The 18448-nt window shown below is 57.4% G+C and carries 7 protein-coding genes, 2 tRNA genes and 3 rRNA genes; 3 read left to right on the top strand and 9 right to left on the bottom strand.

Going from position 1 to position 18448, the window contains the following annotated elements; genetic code table 11:
* Positions 1–312 carry a DUF493 family protein gene (locus HY962_09430; GenBank protein ID MBI5647140.1) on the bottom strand — a complete coding sequence of 104 codons (312 nt, stop codon included), beginning with the start codon at positions 310–312 and terminating at the stop codon, positions 1–3.
* Between the two features lie 83 nt (positions 313–395).
* On the opposite strand from HY962_09430, the gene lysC reads away from it, so the two are divergent.
* Entirely contained in the window at positions 396–1778 is a 1383-nt protein-coding gene (lysC, locus tag HY962_09425; protein MBI5647139.1) for a lysine-sensitive aspartokinase 3, read from the top strand.
* 84 nt (positions 1779–1862) lie between these two features.
* Positions 1863–3152 (top strand): diaminopimelate decarboxylase, encoded by a 1290-nt coding sequence (gene lysA / locus HY962_09420; protein MBI5647138.1) that lies wholly within the window; start codon positions 1863–1865, stop codon positions 3150–3152.
* 124 nt (positions 3153–3276) lie between these two features.
* On the opposite strand, the gene HY962_09415 is transcribed toward lysA, so the two are convergent.
* Positions 3277–6885, bottom strand: a complete 3609-nt coding sequence (locus HY962_09415; GenBank protein ID MBI5647137.1) for a tetratricopeptide repeat protein — start codon at positions 6883–6885, stop codon at positions 3277–3279.
* Between the two features lie 275 nt (positions 6886–7160).
* Here HY962_09415 and HY962_09410 point away from each other — a divergent pair, with 275 nt between their 5' ends.
* Complete coding sequence (locus tag HY962_09410) at positions 7161–8627, top strand: aminoacyl-histidine dipeptidase (GenBank protein ID MBI5647136.1); 1467 nt, start codon at positions 7161–7163, stop codon at positions 8625–8627.
* A 128-nt stretch (positions 8628–8755) separates the two neighbouring features.
* Here HY962_09410 and HY962_09405 read toward each other — a convergent pair whose 3' ends face one another.
* From HY962_09405 to HY962_09375, 7 genes are all read right to left on the bottom strand, one after another.
* Positions 8756–11245 (bottom strand): T9SS type A sorting domain-containing protein, encoded by a 2490-nt coding sequence (locus tag HY962_09405; GenBank protein MBI5647135.1) that lies wholly within the window; start codon positions 11243–11245, stop codon positions 8756–8758.
* Positions 11246–11693: 448 nt separating this feature from the next.
* Complete coding sequence (locus tag HY962_09400) at positions 11694–13346, bottom strand: T9SS type A sorting domain-containing protein (protein MBI5647134.1); 1653 nt, start codon at positions 13344–13346, stop codon at positions 11694–11696.
* 924 nt (positions 13347–14270) lie between these two features.
* Positions 14271–14387 (bottom strand): 5S ribosomal RNA (gene rrf / locus HY962_09395).
* Positions 14388–14470: 83 nt separating this feature from the next.
* A 23S ribosomal RNA gene (locus HY962_09390) occupies positions 14471–17493 on the bottom strand.
* A 248-nt stretch (positions 17494–17741) separates the two neighbouring features.
* Positions 17742–17814: transfer RNA gene (locus HY962_09385), tRNA-Ala, on the bottom strand.
* 24 nt (positions 17815–17838) lie between these two features.
* Positions 17839–17912: transfer RNA gene (locus HY962_09380), tRNA-Ile, on the bottom strand.
* A gap of 85 nt (positions 17913–17997) precedes the next feature.
* Positions 17998–18448: ribosomal RNA gene (locus tag HY962_09375) — 16S ribosomal RNA — on the bottom strand; the annotation flags it as partial.

Below are 18448 nucleotides of genomic sequence, written 5' to 3'. Positions count from 1 at the left end.
TTACAGAATACTCACCGCGCCGTCGAGCGTGCGCAGTTCCTCTTTCCGACGAAGGGCGCAACGCGCATCGGCCACCCAGAGCTGCAGGTGGAAGGAGAGATACGTGCCTTTCGAGGATGCCTTTTCCGTGACCGTGTATGTGTCGCCATCCTGCACGTAGGCGACGGCGGCATCCACAAAGGGGCGCACCCCTTCGACATTGCGCATGATCAGCACCACCGGATAGAAGCCCGGGAACACATACGCCGCGTTCATGGCCTCCAGCAGTTCGTCCTCGTGCGGATCCAGACTGTTTCCGTATTCGATGTCCATTCCCGATTGTGGGGTTTTTCCCGGACTTATGCAAGAGCCCTGCATTTTGTATCTTGCGTGATTAAACTGAGACGAGCGAATCGATGATTGTCATGAAATTCGGAGGCACCTCGGTGGAGGATGCCACGGCAATGCGGGCCATGTGCGACATCGTCAAATCGCGGGCGAAGCGGAAACCCATCGTGGTGCTTTCCGCCTGCTCCGGGGTGACGAATACGCTCATTCAGTGTGCGGAGCTGGCGTCCACGGGCCGCGAGGCCGACGCCCAGAACCTGCTCAAGGAAAAAATCTCCGACCGGCACATCGATATCGTGCAGGGGCTGCTCACCGGACTCCGCGAACAGGACCGTCTCATCCGCGAAATCAGCATCTACACCGACGAACTCCGCCACCTGCTCTATGGCATCAGCATCACGGGTGATCTGTCGCCCCGCGTGCTCGACTTCGTCATGTCGTACGGCGAGCGGCTCTCGACCACCATCGCTGTCGCCGCCCTGCGCGAAATGGGCCTGAGGGCCGGACTCGTCGACGCGCGCCGCTGCGTGGTCACCAACAGCGCCTTCGGCAAGGCCGAACCCGATCTCAAGGCCACCGGTGCGCGCTGCGAGGAACACCTGATCTCCGCTGCCGACCGCGGCGAGTTGCCCGTGACGCAGGGCTTCATCGCGGCGGATGCGCGCGGTATCACAACAACCCTCGGACGGGGCGGCTCGGATTTTTCCGCGGCCATCATCGGTGCAGTGCTCAATGCCGACGACATAGAGATATGGACCGACGTCGACGGCATTCTGACCGCCGATCCGAAGCTGGTGCTCAATGCGCTCAGAGTGAAGGAGATGTCGTTCCAGGAAGCGTCCGAACTAGCGTATTTCGGCGCGAAGGTGCTGCACCCGAGCACGCTGCTGCCCGCGATCGAGAAGAACATCCCCGTACACATCTACAATTCGCGCCGCCCCGATGCCGGTGGCACGCTGATCAAGCCGCGCGTCACGGCGTCGCATGTGGCCGTCAAATCGATCTCCTCGAAGCGCGGCATCACGGTGCTTAATATCACGTCCACCCGCATGCTCGGCTCGTACGGGTTCATGAAAAAAATCTTCGACATTTTTCATGAACACCACACCTCGGTCGATCTTGTGACGACCTCGGAAGTGAGCGTCTCACTGAGCATCGACTATTCGCCCGATCTCGACGCCCTGCTCGCGCATCTCGAGGAATTCGGCCGCGTGCAGGTGCAGCGGAACAAGGCCATCGTGTGTATCGTGGGCGAGAAATTGAAGTCCGAAAAAGGCATAGCCGCGCGTGTCTTCGGCCGCTTGCGCGAAGTACCCATCGACATGATTTCGCAAGGTGCCTCCGAGATCAACATCACCTTCGTGATCGACGAGGAGCATGTTCCGCATGCCGTGCGTGAATTACACGACGAGTTTTTTGCGGGCGTCAAGGGGAAGGGTGTCTTCGAATGACACCACTCCGTTTCACCACGCTGCCGCACGGATATCGGGTGGACCGCGGTGCGCGCCACCACGGCTTCGGGACCTGAGGCGGCCATGCTGCATTTCCCCGCATTCCCCCGCATCGGCGGCGTGTTGCACTGCGGCGCGTCCTCTGTCGAGGATATTGCACGCGAAGTGGGCACACCGCTCTACATCTACAACATCGATTCCATTGTCGGACGGTTGCGGCAATACACCGGGGCCTTCGAAACACTCCCGCACACCACGTGTTACGCGGTGAAGGCAAACTCGACCGGAGCGGTGCTTCACGCCCTGGCCCGTGCCGGTGCGGGATTCGATGTGAATTCGCGGGGCGAATTGTTCCGCGCCCTGCGTGCGGGTGCCGATCCGCTGCGTATCACGATGACAGGCGTGGCCAAGACCGATGCCGACATCGACGACGCGCTCGCCGCAGGCATTCTGTATTTCAACGCCGAGTCGGCTGAAGAATGTGCGCGCATTGATGCGCTCGCCGCGCGTCAGAATCTGCACGCCTCCGTGCTCCTGCGTATCAATCCCGATGTCGACGCGCACACACATCCCTATATCGCCACGGGACTCGCCGAACACAAATTCGGACTCAGCGGAAACGACGCCCTCGAGGCCGTGAAGCAATTCCGCGGTCTCCCACACGTTTCTCTCGATGGATTCGGCATGCACCTCGGCTCGCAGATTTTTGATCCCGCGGTTTTTGTCGAGGGCCTCGACAGGATGCTCGACTTCATCGACAGCATCGCCGCCGAACTGTCCGCGCCTCTCCGCGTGTTGAATATCGGAGGCGGCATCGGTGTACCGTATGCGGAAGACGAGACGGCGGTCGCACCCGCCGATGTGGCGCGCGCCATCGCCGCGTCCTTCGAACGCGCGCGTCGTTCCTCCTGGGCGCATCACGACGGACTCCGTCTCGTCTCGGAGCCGGGCCGCTACATCGTCGCAAACGAGGGCATACTCGTCGCGCGTGTTGAATACATCAAACGCAGCGGCGAACGAAACTTTCTGCTGCTCGACGCGGGCATGAACGATCTGATCCGGCCTGCGCTCTACGAGGCGTATCACCATGTCGTTCTCGTGATCGAGCGGCACGGCGGCGGCGAGGCCACCTACGATATCGCGGGACCGGTCTGCGAATCCGGCGACACGTTCGCGCTCGCGCGCCGCATGGCGGCGGTGAAGGCGGGTGACCTGGTCGCGATACACAGCGCGGGCGCTTACGGCGCGGCAATGAGTTCGATATACAATTCACGGCCCTTTGCCGCGGAGGTGGCGGTGCAGGACGGATCCTGGTTCGTCGCCCGCAGACGCCAAACCCTCGATCAGATCATCGAGAACGAGACAACGGGATAACTCGGTCAACCCGCTCCCCAATCCCTCAGCCAGCTTCTGCTCCTGTCTCCTTCATCCTGTCTCCTCATACACATCGACCGGATCCCGCTCACTCGGCCAAGCAATCATCCACCATCTACCCCACCTACCGATTGTTCAGCTTCTCAATCTCCTTCGCCGCCTGTGCTTTGAAGCGCTGATCGAGTCCGGGTGTGTCAATGATTTTTTGGTAGAGATCCTTCGCGAGATCGAACTTCTCGAGTTTGATATAACACTTTGCGGCGCCATCATAGGCGCTGGCCGTCCAATCAACTTCGGTTTTTCGCACCACCAGATACGGCACCTTCAGGTACTCGAGCGCCGCCTGCGTGAAATCGCCCTTGTAGTAGTAACAGTCGCCGATCGAGTAGCGGATGACCGCCTGATCGTCGGCGGGAGCTTCGGCGAGCAGACTTTCAAAATGCGCTATCGCCTGGCTGTAATACCCAAGCCGGTAATAGAATTCACCGAGGAGGATGCGTTTCTGAAATGCGGATGCATCGGCCGGCCACTGCGCGAGAAATCGTTTGACCATCTCCGCGCCCGCATCAAACATTTTCATCTCTTCGTAACAGACGATGAGGCCGTCGAGCGATTCCTTCACGGCCGACTGCGGAGCGGTGCCGGATTCCACCACGCTCTTGAAATTCTGCGACGCGATGTCCCACTGCTCGGCACGCAACGCCATACGCGCGAGACCAAGCGACGCATCTACAGCGGCCGCCGCGCGCGGATATTTTTTCAACACCGTGCCGTAGGCAGTGCCGGCTTTTTCCGTCTTGTTCTCGGCATCAAACACCCGGCCCTGCCAATAGAGTCCAAGCGCCGCGATTTCCGGCGTGTCTGAATCCTCGGCTTCCTCGAAGACGTCCATCGCATCCGAATATTTTTTCTGACGGAAAAGCAGGCGGCCGCGCTCCACTTCGAATTCCTCGAAGAGAGATGCGGCGTCGGGATACGCTGCGCGAAACTCCTCCACTTTCGCTCGCGCCGCCTCGAGGCGGTCCGCGCGGTACAGCGCTACAATCATGCGCGAAAGCGCATAGGTCTTTTCGAGCTTCGAGGCTGAGGCGGCCGCAAGCTGTTCGTACTCGCGCGAGGCCTCGTCGTTGCGGCCCTCGCCGAGCAGCAGATCCGCGGCATCTTTGCGCGCCTGCACATTGCTGCCGATTGAACCGGCCTTCTGCAGATATGACGTCGCGAGCGCGGTCTTACCTTCATCCTTCGCGATCTGGCCGAGGGCAAAATACACGTCGCCTGTGTGGCGGCCTTTCGGATACTCGTTGATGTACCTCGTGAGGGTGGTTTTTGCGCGCGAGGCGTCCTTGGCGCGCGCCAGCATCAGAGCCCGCAGATAGAGACGCTCCTCCAGCACGAGAGGATCGGTGAAAGGATTTCGTTCAGCCGCTGCGAGCAATTCGGCGGAGCGCCGCGCCGCGCGCGGTAATTGACCGGCCTCGACGTACGCGTGTAACGCGGCGGCGAGTGCTGAATCCGCAAGCGGCGCATACAGGAAGCGGTCGGCACACGTTTCGAAGGCGAGAGCCGCGTCCGAATACTGTCCCATGCGGGACAGCGTGGCACCGAGTGCGAACAAAACCTGCGGCGCGTACGGACCTGTCGGCGCAACAGTGCCGTACTGCCGCAAATCGGCGACTGCTTCGGGAAACTTTTTCTGCGCGGCGCGCGCAAGACCACGCGCGTACAGCGCGCCCTGTCCCGAGGGATCGTCGCCGGCAGCCGATATTAGTGCCGTACACTCCTTCTCGGCATCGGCGTCACGGCCGGACCTCTGAAGAGCGATCGCGTAGTCGAGTTTCACCTCGTTCGCGCGGATGCCGGGATTCGCGGCGAGGAATGCCGCCGCGGCTTCGAGGACGAGCACGGAACCCGCACCCTCGCTGCGTGAGGTGTACAGCTCAAGGGCCGCGGCATCACGGAGAGGAGAGGACTGGCGGTCGCGGACGAAGTCCGCAAGCTGTCGTTCCGCATCAGCTCGTGGCGTCTGGTTTTTCTGCGCGCGCCGCAGAGCGGCGAGGGCGCGGCCGTAGGCGGCCCAGTCCGCATCCGCACCGCTGGCTTTGGCAGCGGCGGCCGCAAATGCGCGCTCCGCGGCGTCGAAGTCCTTGAGTTGTTCGAGGTACAGGCGTCCGAGTGCCACATCGACCGACGCGCCCGAGGGATTGTCGCGGAGCGCCGCGAGCGCGGCGACGAGTGAGGGCAGTGCCTGGGCATTGCTGCCCGGGCGGAAACGCGCGATGTCCCGCGCACGCAGCCGCGCCTCCTCGACAACGGCTGATCCGGGAAACTGCGCGGGGAGAGCGGCATACACTTCAGCGGCATCGTCGAATTTGCCGAGCGCCTCGAGCGAACGTCCATATCCAAGTTGCGCGCGGTCGGCCACTGCGCTTGCGCCGTACCGATGAAGGAGGGCCAGGTAGGTTTCGGCGGCGCGCGCGGGATTTTTGTATGCGCTTTCATAGACGCCCGCGAGCAGCAGGGTGGCAAGCGGCGCGCCGGGGTCGTCGCCATGGCGGTCGAGATAGGTCTGATAGTAATACACCGCGCGGGCGGGATTCCCGCCTTCCCGCGCGTTCGCAGCCAGATCCACAAGCAGAAGCCGGCGGTCCATGCCCGACAAGGTGTCGGCCATGAGTTGCTCGAGAAGGCGACCCGCGGTGGCGTGATCGCCGGCCTTCCGTGCGGCGGCGGCTGCGCGCGACAGGAGCTGTGGATCGGCCAGCCCGTCCTCGGGAACAGCGGCCACGAGCGCACCATACAGGCGCGCCGCGGTGGCGAAGTCGCCGGACGCGTATGCATTCTCGGCCGCTCCCTGCGAGGCGAGCGCGCGGATTTCGGCGGGTGCTGCGCTGTTCGACGCGATGGCATCGTATCCGTTTGCTGCATCGGTGTGCCGACGCTGGTCGCGCTGAAGATCGGACAGGCGCAGCGCGGCTTCGAAGGCGGCCTCGGTCTTGGACGCGTTTGTCATCACATCGCGGAAGCGCAGCTCGGCCTCCGTCGCGTTTCCCAACTGCGCGTATGCCCTGCCAATGGCCACGGTTGCGCGCGCCTTCATCGCGGGCTGCGCGGCCTGGTTCTGCACACGTGTCAGTTCCTGTATGGCTCGTTCACCCTCGCCCGCATGAATCGAGAGCAGCCCGATCGCGTAATTCGCTTCCATCACGAGATCCGACTGCGGGTATTCCAGGATGATGGCGTTGAGAACAAGCCGCGCGTTCTCCACATCCCCGGCCTTCGTGAACATGCGGCTGGCCTGCATCAACGCCTCGGCCGCGCGGCGGTTCTTGGGATAAAATGTCTTCAGCCGCGCATACGCCGAGCCGGCATCGGCCCAGCGCCGTTCGATGGCGAATACGTCGCCGAGATTCCACAGCGCGTCTGGCGCCTTCGAGTGCTCGGGGAAGCGTATCGGGAAGTCCTGAAAGGTCGCGCGTGCGTCACCCCATTTCTTGAGCTTGAGCTGCACGTTGCCCAGCGTGAATCGCGCCTCGGCGCCGAGTGTGGTCGACGGGTATTTTTCGACGAAGGCCTTCAACTGGTCCTCGGCCTGGGCGTAGAGCTTGTCGTTGTACAGCCCCAAGGCGAGCTTGAAGTCGGCGTTTTCGCGCGTATCCTGCGCATGAACATGCGTCGGGCGAACCAACGTGAAGACCATCACCGCAATGAGAAACGTGTATGCTGTTCGTGTCACTGTGAAACCCTGATCGTGAGATGAGAGTACAAAATGCCTATTCCATACCGAACGGGCAAGGAACATCGATTCGACCTGACGCGCATTCGTTTTGCTCTCAACAGACCCAAAACTATCTTGTTGTTCATCCCGGCCACAATGACGTACCGTGATTCCTGCGAATTGCACTCACGACGCTCCTTGGGCATTGATGGCACGAGAAATTTTCCTCGACACGCCGGGGTTCGCCCCTCTGTTGCCGCCTACCAGTTCCTCACTTACAGCACAAAGAAACCATGCCCACACTTCTCGATCTCCAACCCGCTCTGATCTGGAAACATTTCCATGGCCTCACCACGGTGCCGCATCCTTCCAAAAAGGAAGAAAAAATACTCGCCTATCTGAAAAAACTGATTGAGGATCTCGGCTATGCATGGGAGCAGGACGAGACGGGGAATCTGCTCGTGCGCAAGCCCGCGACTCCGGGTTACGAGAACGCGCCTACCGTCCTGATCCAGGGTCACGTCGACATGGTTTGCGAAAAGAACAAGGGCACCGAACACGACTTCGACAACGATCCGATCAAGGCCTACGTGGACGGCGACTGGGTCACCGCCGACGGTACCACACTCGGCGCGGACAATGGCATCGGTGTTGCCGCCGGTCTGGCCGTGCTCGAGTCGAAGGATCTGGTCCACGGACCGATGGAATTCCTCTTCACTGTCGATGAAGAAACCGGTCTGACAGGCGCCAAAGGATTAAAGCCCGGCTTTGTGAAGTCCGATGTAATGTTGAATCTCGATTCCGAAGAAGATGGCGCGCTCTATGTCGGCTGCTCGGGCGGGATGGACAGCGCGGGCGTGCTTGCACTGACGATGGAAAACGCACCCGCGGGGTACGCTGCTGTTGAAATCATGGTCAGCGGACTCAAGGGCGGGCACTCCGGACTCGACATCCACACCGGACGCGGCAATGCCATCAAATTCCTGGGACGCACACTGGCCACGCTCGGCAAGGACGCCGATCTGCGGCTTTCCACCATCTCGGGCGGCAGCAAACGCAACGCGATTCCGCGCGAGGCGGAGTGTGTCGTGTATCTCCCCGCGGCGGCCGCTGCAGACGCACCCGCAAAGGCGGCCGAATTGACGACGCTGTTCCTCAACGAGATCGGCACTGTCGAGCCCGGCCTGAGTGTGACGGCAAAAACCACCAACGGAAACGGTCGCGTTATCGCCGCGTCCCAGCAGAAGACCTTCCTCGACACCATCTTCGCGCTGCCGCATGGCGTGCTCAAGATGAGCGCGGATATTCCCGGCCTTGTCGAGACGTCGACAAACCTCGCAACAGTTGTCATGGAAAACGAGGAGCTCGTCATCGGAACCAGCCAGCGCAGCTCGGTGGAAAGCGAAAAGTTCGACGCTGTCGACATGGTCACGGCCGTTTTCCGCCTGGCAAACCTCCGCGTCGTTCTCGGCGACGGCTATCCGGGCTGGAAACCGAACATGCAGTCGCTGGCGCTGAAGACCGTGAAAGCGGCGCACGCGCAGCTCTTCGGACATGAACCCGAAATCAAGGCCATCCACGCGGGCCTGGAATGCGGACTTATCGGAGAAGTCTATCCGAAACTCGATATGATCTCGTTTGGTCCGACGATACAAGGCGCGCATTCGCCGGATGAGCGTCTCGAAATCGCGACTGTCGATAAATTCTGGAAACTCGTGGTTGCAACGCTCGAGAACATCGCCAAGGGCGCGGTGGCCTGATCGATCACCGGAACATGAAACGCACAACGGCGGCCGTCAAGCCGCCGTTGTTTTATCGATCCGCGGATAAAGGAGAGGGCGACGTCCGCGTCTGTGCGAACGTCGCCCGGTGTTGCGAGGTAGTTGTTTTAGCGTGCGACGGAGATCGTGAGGACTTCGGAACCCTGCGCCGTCTGAATCGCGCAGAAGTAATTTCCGCTGCGCAGATCCCGCGCGTCGAACGATGCGACATGTGTCCCAGCTCCGAGATGGGCGCCGTCCACGAGTCGCGCGATTTCCTGACCGAGTGCGTTGGTGATGATGAGAGTGACAGGACCGGCCTCGGCGAGAGTGAAACGGATGGCGGAGCTGCCGCTGACAGGATTCGGCCAATTCTCGAGAGCGACCGACTTGCCCGCCTGCGATGCGACTTCCACAACCTCTGAAAGCTGGCTGGCTCCGTCGCGGTCGATCTGCTTGAGACGGTAATACTGCGTCGCGTTCAGGTTGGGACGCGAATCGGTGAACGAGTAGGATTGGGGAGCGTTCACGGTACCGTGACCATCGATAAAGCCGAGTGTCTCGAAGAAACGGCCGTCGTTACTGCGCTGTACTTCGAAGCCCATGTTGTTCGCTTCAGTCGCCGTTTTCCACACGAGTTTCACCGCACGATTGACACGGGTGGCATGAAACATCGTAAGCTCCACAGGCAGATTCTGATCGTTCGCCGCGGTCAGATCACCGAGCAGTGAAATCGCTCCGGCAACCGTCAAGGTATTGCTCGCCGCAGTGTTCATTCCGGCATTGCTCCATACGGAACCCGCCCACAGACCAAGTGTATAATCCGCTTCGTTGCCGTTGATGTCGCCGTCGGTGTAGGTGAAACTGCCGGACACCGTTGCGCTTGTAATACCGTTCGTGGAGACGTTCCAGTAGCGGTTGATATAATCCGCGGCCATACCGCTCAAGTTCGGGTGTTTCTGGTTGAGGACCCGTACCGCGACATACGCGCCGACATCGGGAGTTCCAGACACGAGATTGACAGTGCACGGCGAGTACTCGGTGGTTCCAGTTATGTCGCCGACCGGGAATGTGAACGAACCTGTCGATGTAAAGATTTTCCGCGCTTCACCCGTACCATCCGTCACGACCATCGCCGTGGATGAGGGCGTGCCGCCGATTGTCGCACTGCTACCCATTGTCAGATTGTAATTGCCGAGCTGCAGCACGCCGCTTGTAAGGACAAGCGCGTTTGTCGCACTCACGTCTCCGAGCAACTGCAGTCCGCCCGCAGTGTTGTTCAGCTCGAGTTCATACGACGTTGTGGCCGACATCGTCTGGGCTGCGTTTCCGTTGAACACGAGGCGGCCGTTTCCGTGTGTGTAGGTGCCGTCGAGAATCCAGTTCTTTTTCACGGTGACGGTGTTCCCCGCCTGGCTGAAAGTGGTCCCGGTACGGATGTTCATGTCGCCCCACACGGTGATCGCGGCGGCAAGTGTCAGACTCGCGCTGGTCGAATACAGATCCACAGCCGGACACGCCGATGCGGTGCGAATCTCGTAGGTGTTGGACGATGCGCTGCTGCCATTGCCGAACTGGAGCGTACCACCCGTGATGTCGATGGTGGAAGCAACGTTCCTGAAATCACCCCCCGAATTCGAATTGTCTTCGCGAATGACAATGGTCCCACCACTCATCGTGAACGTCGAGGTTGCGGATTCAATATCGAAGACGGCATTGCTGGACGAACTCACGCCCGCCATACCAACCGTCAACACGCCGCTGCTCATGGAAAAGTCCACATCATCTGTGCCATTGCTCTCTTCGTCAAAACGACCCTGCACATTGCATGCTCCGCCTTCCATGATGAACTTCGCCGCGGTGCCATCAAATAGGATATCGTGGCTCGATGAAGTACCGACGTTGTACGTGCCGCTGCTGATCCGCACCTGCCCCTGCAGAGTCACATCACCACCCAGACCCGTCACGGTCACATTGGGGTTATTCAACCACAGGCCGCTGTTTGTGTTAATAGTGTAGTTGGTACCGGAAAAGAAGACGCTAGTAAAGGTGAAGCTGCCCGACATTTTCAGAGTACCGTCGGTCAGAGTGAGGAAAGTAGAGGATGTGTTTGTAAAGACCGTGGTCTGAATTTCAACGATGTTGTTTCCGTTAGCGCCGCTGTTGTTCACGGTCATCTGCCAGAATTCGGTTTGCGTACCGCTCCCCCACACGCTCTGATTCGAGGAACCGTTAAAGGTGAAGCGGAATTCGCCGCTGCCGTTGGCGGAATTGAGCGTGCCCTGGTTTTCCAGATTTCCGGCAAGATTCACCGTATGAGTGACGTTCGACGTACTCGGCTGGAAAATGCCGGTGCTTGCGATGGTGATATTGCCGGAGACGGTGATTGTACGCGCGGTCCCGTCGGTGGTGAGGGTTCCGTTGATTGTAAGGGACGCCAGGGTGTTCGTGTTGGTATTGATGCTGCAGATGCGGCCACTGGGTATGATCACATCGTCGCCGGCGGCGGGTACGCCGCTGGGCGTCCAATTGCTGCTGCTGTTCCAGGAGCCGGAGCTTGTATTGAAGGTCTTTTCGACCGCCGGGCTCATCTGAGTGAAGATCGCCGACAGAGCCACAAACAATCCTAACATTCGAATCGCAGCGCCGCTACGACTCGCAGCACTGTTGATTTTTTCAAAACTAACCTGTTTCGCCTCGCTGAAACACCGCATCACTACTTTCTCCTTGTGATTTTCGAACTGGTCTTGGATTACCGTGCGACATTTGCACATGGAACCCCATCCAACAACCCTGCCACATTGAAAACGTTTCATTTTCAACGATTGGCACATCGGTGCGTGTAATAAATTGCAACAGCCGAATTGTGGATGTTCAACAACAGAGCAGGGAGCATACGAAGGAGCTGGAAGCGGTTCGATCGGGCTCGAGAAATCCGCTACGGGGACGTCTAACCCCCGACCAGGTCGGTGCCTTGTCTCCGCCATTATTCCTCCGGTTCAGAAAAAAAAACGGGCGGCGCAACGCGCCGCCCGCTGGGAGAGGATGGAGGTCGGAGGTGCCGACTCAGCGCCCCACGACGAGTTTCGATGTGCTCACCGTGGTGGCAGTCTTCAGGACAACGATGTAATTACCAGGCGTCATGCCCGCAACATCGATGAGCTGGTTATGCGAACCGGCGGTCAGGAACATGTTATTTGTAACAGACACGTGCTCGCGACCCATCATATCGAAGACGGAGATGCTCACCGGGCCATCGGTCGTTGTTGAGAAGTTCAGTGTTGTTGTGGCGAACGCGGGGTTCGGGGACATGTTCGAAATATTAGCCGCGGCAACCGTACCATCCGCGCGCACTTCAACAGTCGACGAGAAGCTGTAGCCGCCATCTCGGTCAACCTGCCGCAGGCGGTAATAGATCGTGCCGCCGAAACGCATCGCGTCCACATCCACAAACGAGTAGTTCTGCGGCGTGTTGATCGTGCCCTGACCCTGGACGAAACCAACAGGGGTCCACTCTCCGCCATCGCTGCGGCGCTGGACTTCGAAGCCGAGGTTGTTTGCTTCAGTCTGCGTCTTCCATTTCAGATCGATCGAATTGCCACGGGCGGAGGCGGAAAACGCCACGAGTTCCACAGGCAGGGGCTGACAGCTCAGGCGGCCTGCAGGAGTCAGGAACGCATTCAGGGCAATTCGCGGTATACGCTGATAACTGCCGCCGCTCACACCACCCGAAGTCGTACCACTGTGATTATGACCACCACAGACGACCACCCATCCGAAGCCGGCGCTGTTGTCGAAGCGTTTTGCAAAAACCTTCTGGTACAGGTTCGTCACATCAAAATTGCTGTTCGTGCGAGCGATGTCGATGAAACCGTCGCTGTAACGAGCGCCGGAGGACAGGCGCCAGTACGGGGTGTGGGAGATGCCCGACTGCTCGATGCTTCCCACAAGCTGGCCGAAGGAAATACGCGCTCCGGTGTCGGGATAGACGTAGGTGTTACCGTCGGTTGTTGTGGAACGTGAAATGGCGTTTGACGGAGTGAGCGACGTGAAGGTATGCCCGTACGTCGACGTTGAACCCGGGCCATTTTCCAGCTCGTAGATGGCGGCGCACTGCGCATACAGGTTTCCGCCATCGCGGAGGTAATTATGCAGCGTGTTGATCTGGGTGGAGGTGATACCCTCGTCGTGCGGGAGCATGGCGATGGTGTAACACGGGGCGTCGAGACTTGCGGGCATGGTCGAGACCGCATCGTACGCGGAACTGGGGATGGCGGCCTCCGAAAAGAGAGCGGTCAGTGCCGGAAGCTGCGTCGCATCGTTGTCGAAGATGAGGGCTTTCGGGATTTCATCAAGTGTATACACCACCGGGATGTAGGCGGTGAACGCAGTGAGCACCTGGTGAACTGTCACTTTGTCAAATGTGCTGTTGCGAAGGATGGGACCGGCGACAGCGGTGTCCTGAACCGAGACGATAAAGACGCTGCCCTTGTAATTAAAGGCGGATGTGATGAGTGTGTCGCCCTGGCGAACCTTGACCTGATTGGCCGACACTCCGAAATCAGCGCCATCCTTCACCTTTGACGTCGAGAATGCCCACTTCACAGTGACATCATTTGCGAGCAGAGAATACACAAGCCCGTACGCATACTTCAAGCGGGACTGCTTCCCTGCGCGATTTTCAGTCGCCTGACCGGAACCGACATCGAGGTCGTTCATCGGGATGATCAAGGAACCCTCAGACAGGGGCTCAAACGTGGCGACAGGAAGATCGGCCGGGGGGCCCGGAGGAGGAGGAACGGTGTAATAAACCCGGACCTGCACATGATCCACGCTTAATGTGCCACCATTGGAACCTCCCGCGTCCAACTGAACTCGGAAATTTGCATTCGAGAAATCTGAAGGGCTCCACGTGCGACCGAATGTATTGGAAACGCCTCCTACGGAATACACATTGTCGGATGTTGTGAAGGTAGAGAACGTTCCCAGAGATGTGGATGTATAACTGCCGCCGTCATCCCAGCTCAATTGCGCACGCATCGTAATAGTGGCACCACTCGAGATTTTCCCTTCAACATAAACAATGATACCGGTGATGGTGGCACTCGCGGGTATCGACATATTGAAGGTAGTGTAATCTACCTCATCGTCAGTATTATTGAACACAACGTATTGATCGTTCGAGGAATATGCATTTGTTTCGCTTGAAACACCTTGATCATCCTGGAATCCACTCGGGCTCAGTTGGCCTGTATCCTGGCCCATCGTCTGAAATACGACACAAAAAAAGAGGAGAGTAAAAAGTGCCACAGTTTTCATGATGAGAACCTTTATACAGTAAGTTATGCAGGATCGGACAGAAGGTATAGAGACAGTGATACATAGCACCGCAAACACTGCGCCAAACAAAAAACAGGCGTTTTTAATGACTTATGGTCTATTTTCAATATTGTCCCAGTTTCCGATGTTTCAGAAATAGATATCAATCTGTTGGTCGTTCAGAAAAAGCACAGACTATACGATTCGTTCACAGTGATATTCTATCCTGAACAATTGCGAAGTCCGGGCACATGGATCCCTGGAGACATGCCGGGAACAAACAAAAAAAAAGCCCCTTCATTTCTGAAGGGGCTGAAGATAAAGTTCTGGCGACTTCCTACTCTCCCGGCCAGTTACCCGGCAAGTACCATCGGCGTAGAGGGGCTTAACTGCTCTGTTCGGAATGGGAAGAGGTGGGACACCCTCGCTATTGTCGCCAAGAACACTCAAGCTGACGTATTTGAAGATTTAATGTTCGAATGGTTTTAACAAGTTCACCGAAGCGTCTGTGTCATAATATAATTAAAGGGAAGGCGCACGACTTATTAGTACGTCTCGGCTGAACACATTACTGTGCTTATACCTGACGCCTATCACCTGGTCATCTTCCAGGAGTCTTTAGGTCTAGGACGGGATGACTCATCTTGGAGTGGGCTTCGTGCTTAGATGCTTTCAGCGCTTATCCCTTCCGAACGTAGCTACCCAGCGATGCCGCTGGCGCGACAACTGGTACACTAGAGGTTCGTTCACTCCGGTCCTCTCGTACTAAGAGCGAATCTCCTCAATCATCCTCCGCCCGCATAGGATAGGGACCGAACTGTCTCACGACGTTCTGAACCCAGCTCACGTACCGCTTTAATTGGCGAACAGCCAAACCCTTGGGACCTTCTTCAGCCCCAGGATGCGATGAGCCGACATCGAGGTGCCAAACCTCCCCGTCGATGTGAACTCTTGGGGGAGATCAGCCTGTTATCCCCGGCGTACCTTTTATCCTTTGAGCGACGGCAGTTCCACACCCAACCGTCGGATCACTTACTCCTGCTTTCGCACCTGCTCGACCTGTCAGTCTCGCAGTCAAGCACCCTTATGCGTATGCACTCGACGCATGATTACCAACCATGCTGAGGGTACCATTGAGAGCCTCCGTTACTTTTTTGGAGGAGACCGCCCCAGTCAAACTACCCGCCTAACACTGTCCCCCCACCAGATTCATGGCAGTGGGTTAGAATTCAAATAAAGTAAGGGTGGTATTTCAACGTTGACTCCACCGACGCTAGCGCGCCAGCTTCACAGTCTCCCACCTATCCTACACATACCGTACCCAAACCCAATGTTAGGGTGCAGTAAAGGTGCACGGGGTCTTTCCGTCCATATGCGGGTAGCCGGTGTCTTCACCGGCACCTCAAGTTCACCGAGCCCGTGGTTGAGACAGCGCCCAGATCGTTACACCATTCGTGCAGGTCGGAACTTACCCGACAAGGAATTTCGCTACCTTAGGACCGTTATAGTTACGGCCGCCGTTTACCGGGGCTTCGGTTCAAAGCTTCGCTTGCGCTAACCTCTCTCCTTAACCTTCCGGCACCGGGCAGGTGTCAGACAATATACTTCCTCTCAATTGAGTTTGCATTGTCATGTGTTTTTGTTAAACAGTCGCCTGGGCCGATTCTCTGCGACCTCATTCAGCTTCACTTGTCATGTCACTTACTAGAGGCACTCCTTATCCCGAAGTTACGGAGTCAATTTGCCGAGTTCCTTAACCACGGCTCACTCGAGCACCTTAGGATACTCTCCTCACCCACCTGTGTCGGTTTACGGTACGGTCTGCATGCATTCTCCCATACGAGGGTTTTCTTGGCAGCCTGATTAGGGTCGGTTGTGGCCCATACGGGCACCCTATTCGCATCTCGGTTATAGGAAAGCGGATTTGCCTACTTTCCCAACCTACGTGCTTAAACCACCATCCGACAGGTGGCCGACCTTTCACTTCTGCGTCACCCCTTATGGTCAAACGAATACATACAGGTACAGGAATATTGAACCTGTTTTCCATCACCTACGCCTTTCGGCCTCGGCTTAGGATCCGACTAACCCTGAGTCGATTAACGTTGCTCAGGAACCCTTGGGTTTACGGTGACACTGTTTTCCACAGTGTTTATCGTTACTTATGCCAACATTTTCTTTTCTGTACGCTCCAACACGCCTCACGACGCGTCTTCGATCCGAAGATCGCCACTTCGTGGCTCGCCTACAGAATGCTCTCCTACCGATCTGCAAAGCAGATCCCATAGCTTCGGTTATGCGTTTAGTCCCGAGAATTATCGACGCCTGATCGCTTGACTAGTGAGCTATTACGCACTCTTTAAATGAATGGCTGCTTCTAAGCCAACATCCTAGTTGTCTGAGCAATCTGACATCCTTTGTCTGTGAACGCATGATTGGGGACCTTAGCTGATGGTCTGGGTTATTCCCCTCTCGGCGACGGGGCTTATCCCTCGCCGCCTCACTCCCGTGGAACATGATACTGGCATTCGGAGTTTGTCTGGGTTTGGTACCGTTGTGACAGCCCTAGCCCAATCAGTGCTCTACCTCCAGTACATTACACACGAGGCTGTTCCTAAAAACATTTCGGAGAGTACGAGCTATTTCCGAGTTTGATTGGCCTTTCACTCCTACCGACAGGTCATCCAAGCGGTTTTCAACCCACACTGGTTCGGACCTCCATGAGATTTTACTCCCACTTCATCCAGCCCATCGGTAGATCACCCGGGTTCGCGTCTACCGCACGTTACTTCACTCGCCCTATTCAGACTTGCTTTCGCTACGGCTGCGGACCTGAGGTCCTTAACCTTGCAACGTACGAGTAACTCGTTGGCTCATTAAGCAAAAGGCACGCAGTCAGTCATTTCGATGCAAGCACCGAAACTTCCTCCTACCGTTTGTAAGCACATGGTTTCAGATTCTTTTCACTCCCTTCTTAAGGGTTCTTTTCACCTTTCCCTCACGGTACTTGTGCACTATCGGTCACCAGAGAGTATTTAGCCTTACCAGATGGTTCTGGCAGATTCCCGCAGAATTCCACTTACTCCGCGGTACTTGGGATACGAAAAGGAGTCGCATACACTTTCGCCTACAGGGCTTTCACCTTCTTTGGCGCGCTTTTCCAAGCGCTTCGACTAGTGTCACGTTTTGTAACTCCTCGACCGCAATGCGAATTGGTCTATTCGTCCCACGACCCCGGCAGCACAAGGGTCGCATCCTGTACATGCTGCTCGGTTTAGGCTGTTCCCGTTTCGCTCGCCACTACTCAGGGAATTACGATTGTTCTCTGTTCCTGGGGGTACTTAGATGTTTCAGTTCCCCCCGTTGGCTTTGCATACCTATGGATTCAGTATGCAATATCTCGACATGACTCGAGATGGGTTTTCCCATTCGGAAATCCCCGGGTCTAAGACTGCTTCCGTCTCTCCGAGGCTTATCGCAGGTAACCACGTCCTTCATAGCCTTCTGGTGCCAAGGCATCCACCATGTGCTCTTAGTAACTTCACCGATAAAAATAGTATCACACAGATGTTCGACCGCTTTGCAGCGGATCGTGCTCCGGTGAACTTGTTAAAACCATAGGAACATTAAGATTGATTGTCATGCCGACTGGCTTCTTCATCCGACTGGATGTTAAAACCGTCAGCAATCTTCAAATACGTCAAAGAACAATGTTTGCGATCTCGCAATCGTGGTTTGGAGGGACTTGAACCTCTCAGTGCTCCGCGTCGAAACGACGTAGCACAAACCGAGCTGTGGACCTGACCGGGTTCGAACCGACGACCTCCTGAATGCAAATCAGGCGCTCTCCCAGCTGAGCTACAGGCCCGCGAACAACTCCTCGATAACGATGTGGGCCTGGGTAGAGTTGAACTACCGACCTCACGCTTATCAGGCGTGCGCTCTAACCACCTGAGCTACAGACCCGGCCAGGAGATAGTATAATGAAAAGTGTTGTGTATAGCGCGTCGTGGTGAGCTTGAAACTCCTCTCCGACGGGGCGGAGAGTTTTCTCTAGAAAGGAGGTGATCCAGCCACACCTTCCGGTACGGCTACCTTGTTACGACTTAGCCCCAGTCACCAGTTTCGCCTTAGGCAGCTGCCTCCTTGCGGTTGGCACACTGACTTCGGGCGCCCCCAGCTTCCATGGCTTGACGGGCGGTGTGTACAAGGCCCGGGAACGTATTCACCGCATCATGGCTGATATGCGATTACTAGCGAATCCAGCTTCACGAAGTCGGGTTGCAGACTTCGATCCGAACTGAGACCGGCTTTATGGATTAGCTCCCTGTCGCCAGGTGGCTGCCCTCTGTACCGGCCATTGTAACACGTGTGTAGCCCTGGATATAAGGAGCGTACGGACTTGACGTCATCCACACCTTCCTCCAGCTTATCGCCGGCAGTCTCTGCTGAGTTCCCCGAAGCTTACGCCCCGGATGGCAACAGCAAACGTGGGTTGCGCT

Source organism: Ignavibacteriota bacterium (genome assembly GCA_016218045.1).
In the GTDB taxonomy this organism is placed as follows: Bacteria; Bacteroidota; Ignavibacteria; order SZUA-365; family SZUA-365; genus JACRFB01.
Note: the sequence above shows the minus strand (reverse complement) of the source record. Positions and strands in the feature narration are given on the sequence as shown.

Bases quoted from the DNA above. Each gene is read 5' to 3' on its own strand.
- lysC (MBI5647139.1), top strand. From the start codon at position 396: ATGATTGTCATGAAATTCGGAGGCACCTCGGTGGAGGATGCCACGGCA.
- HY962_09400 (MBI5647134.1), bottom strand. From the start codon at position 13,346: ATGAACGACCTCGATGTCGGTTCCGGTCAGGCGACTGAAAATCGCGCA.
- lysA (MBI5647138.1), top strand. From the start codon at position 1,863: ATGCTGCATTTCCCCGCATTCCCCCGCATCGGCGGCGTGTTGCACTGC.
- HY962_09430 (MBI5647140.1), bottom strand. From the start codon at position 312: ATGGACATCGAATACGGAAACAGTCTGGATCCGCACGAGGACGAACTG.
- HY962_09410 (MBI5647136.1), top strand. From the start codon at position 7,161: ATGCCCACACTTCTCGATCTCCAACCCGCTCTGATCTGGAAACATTTC.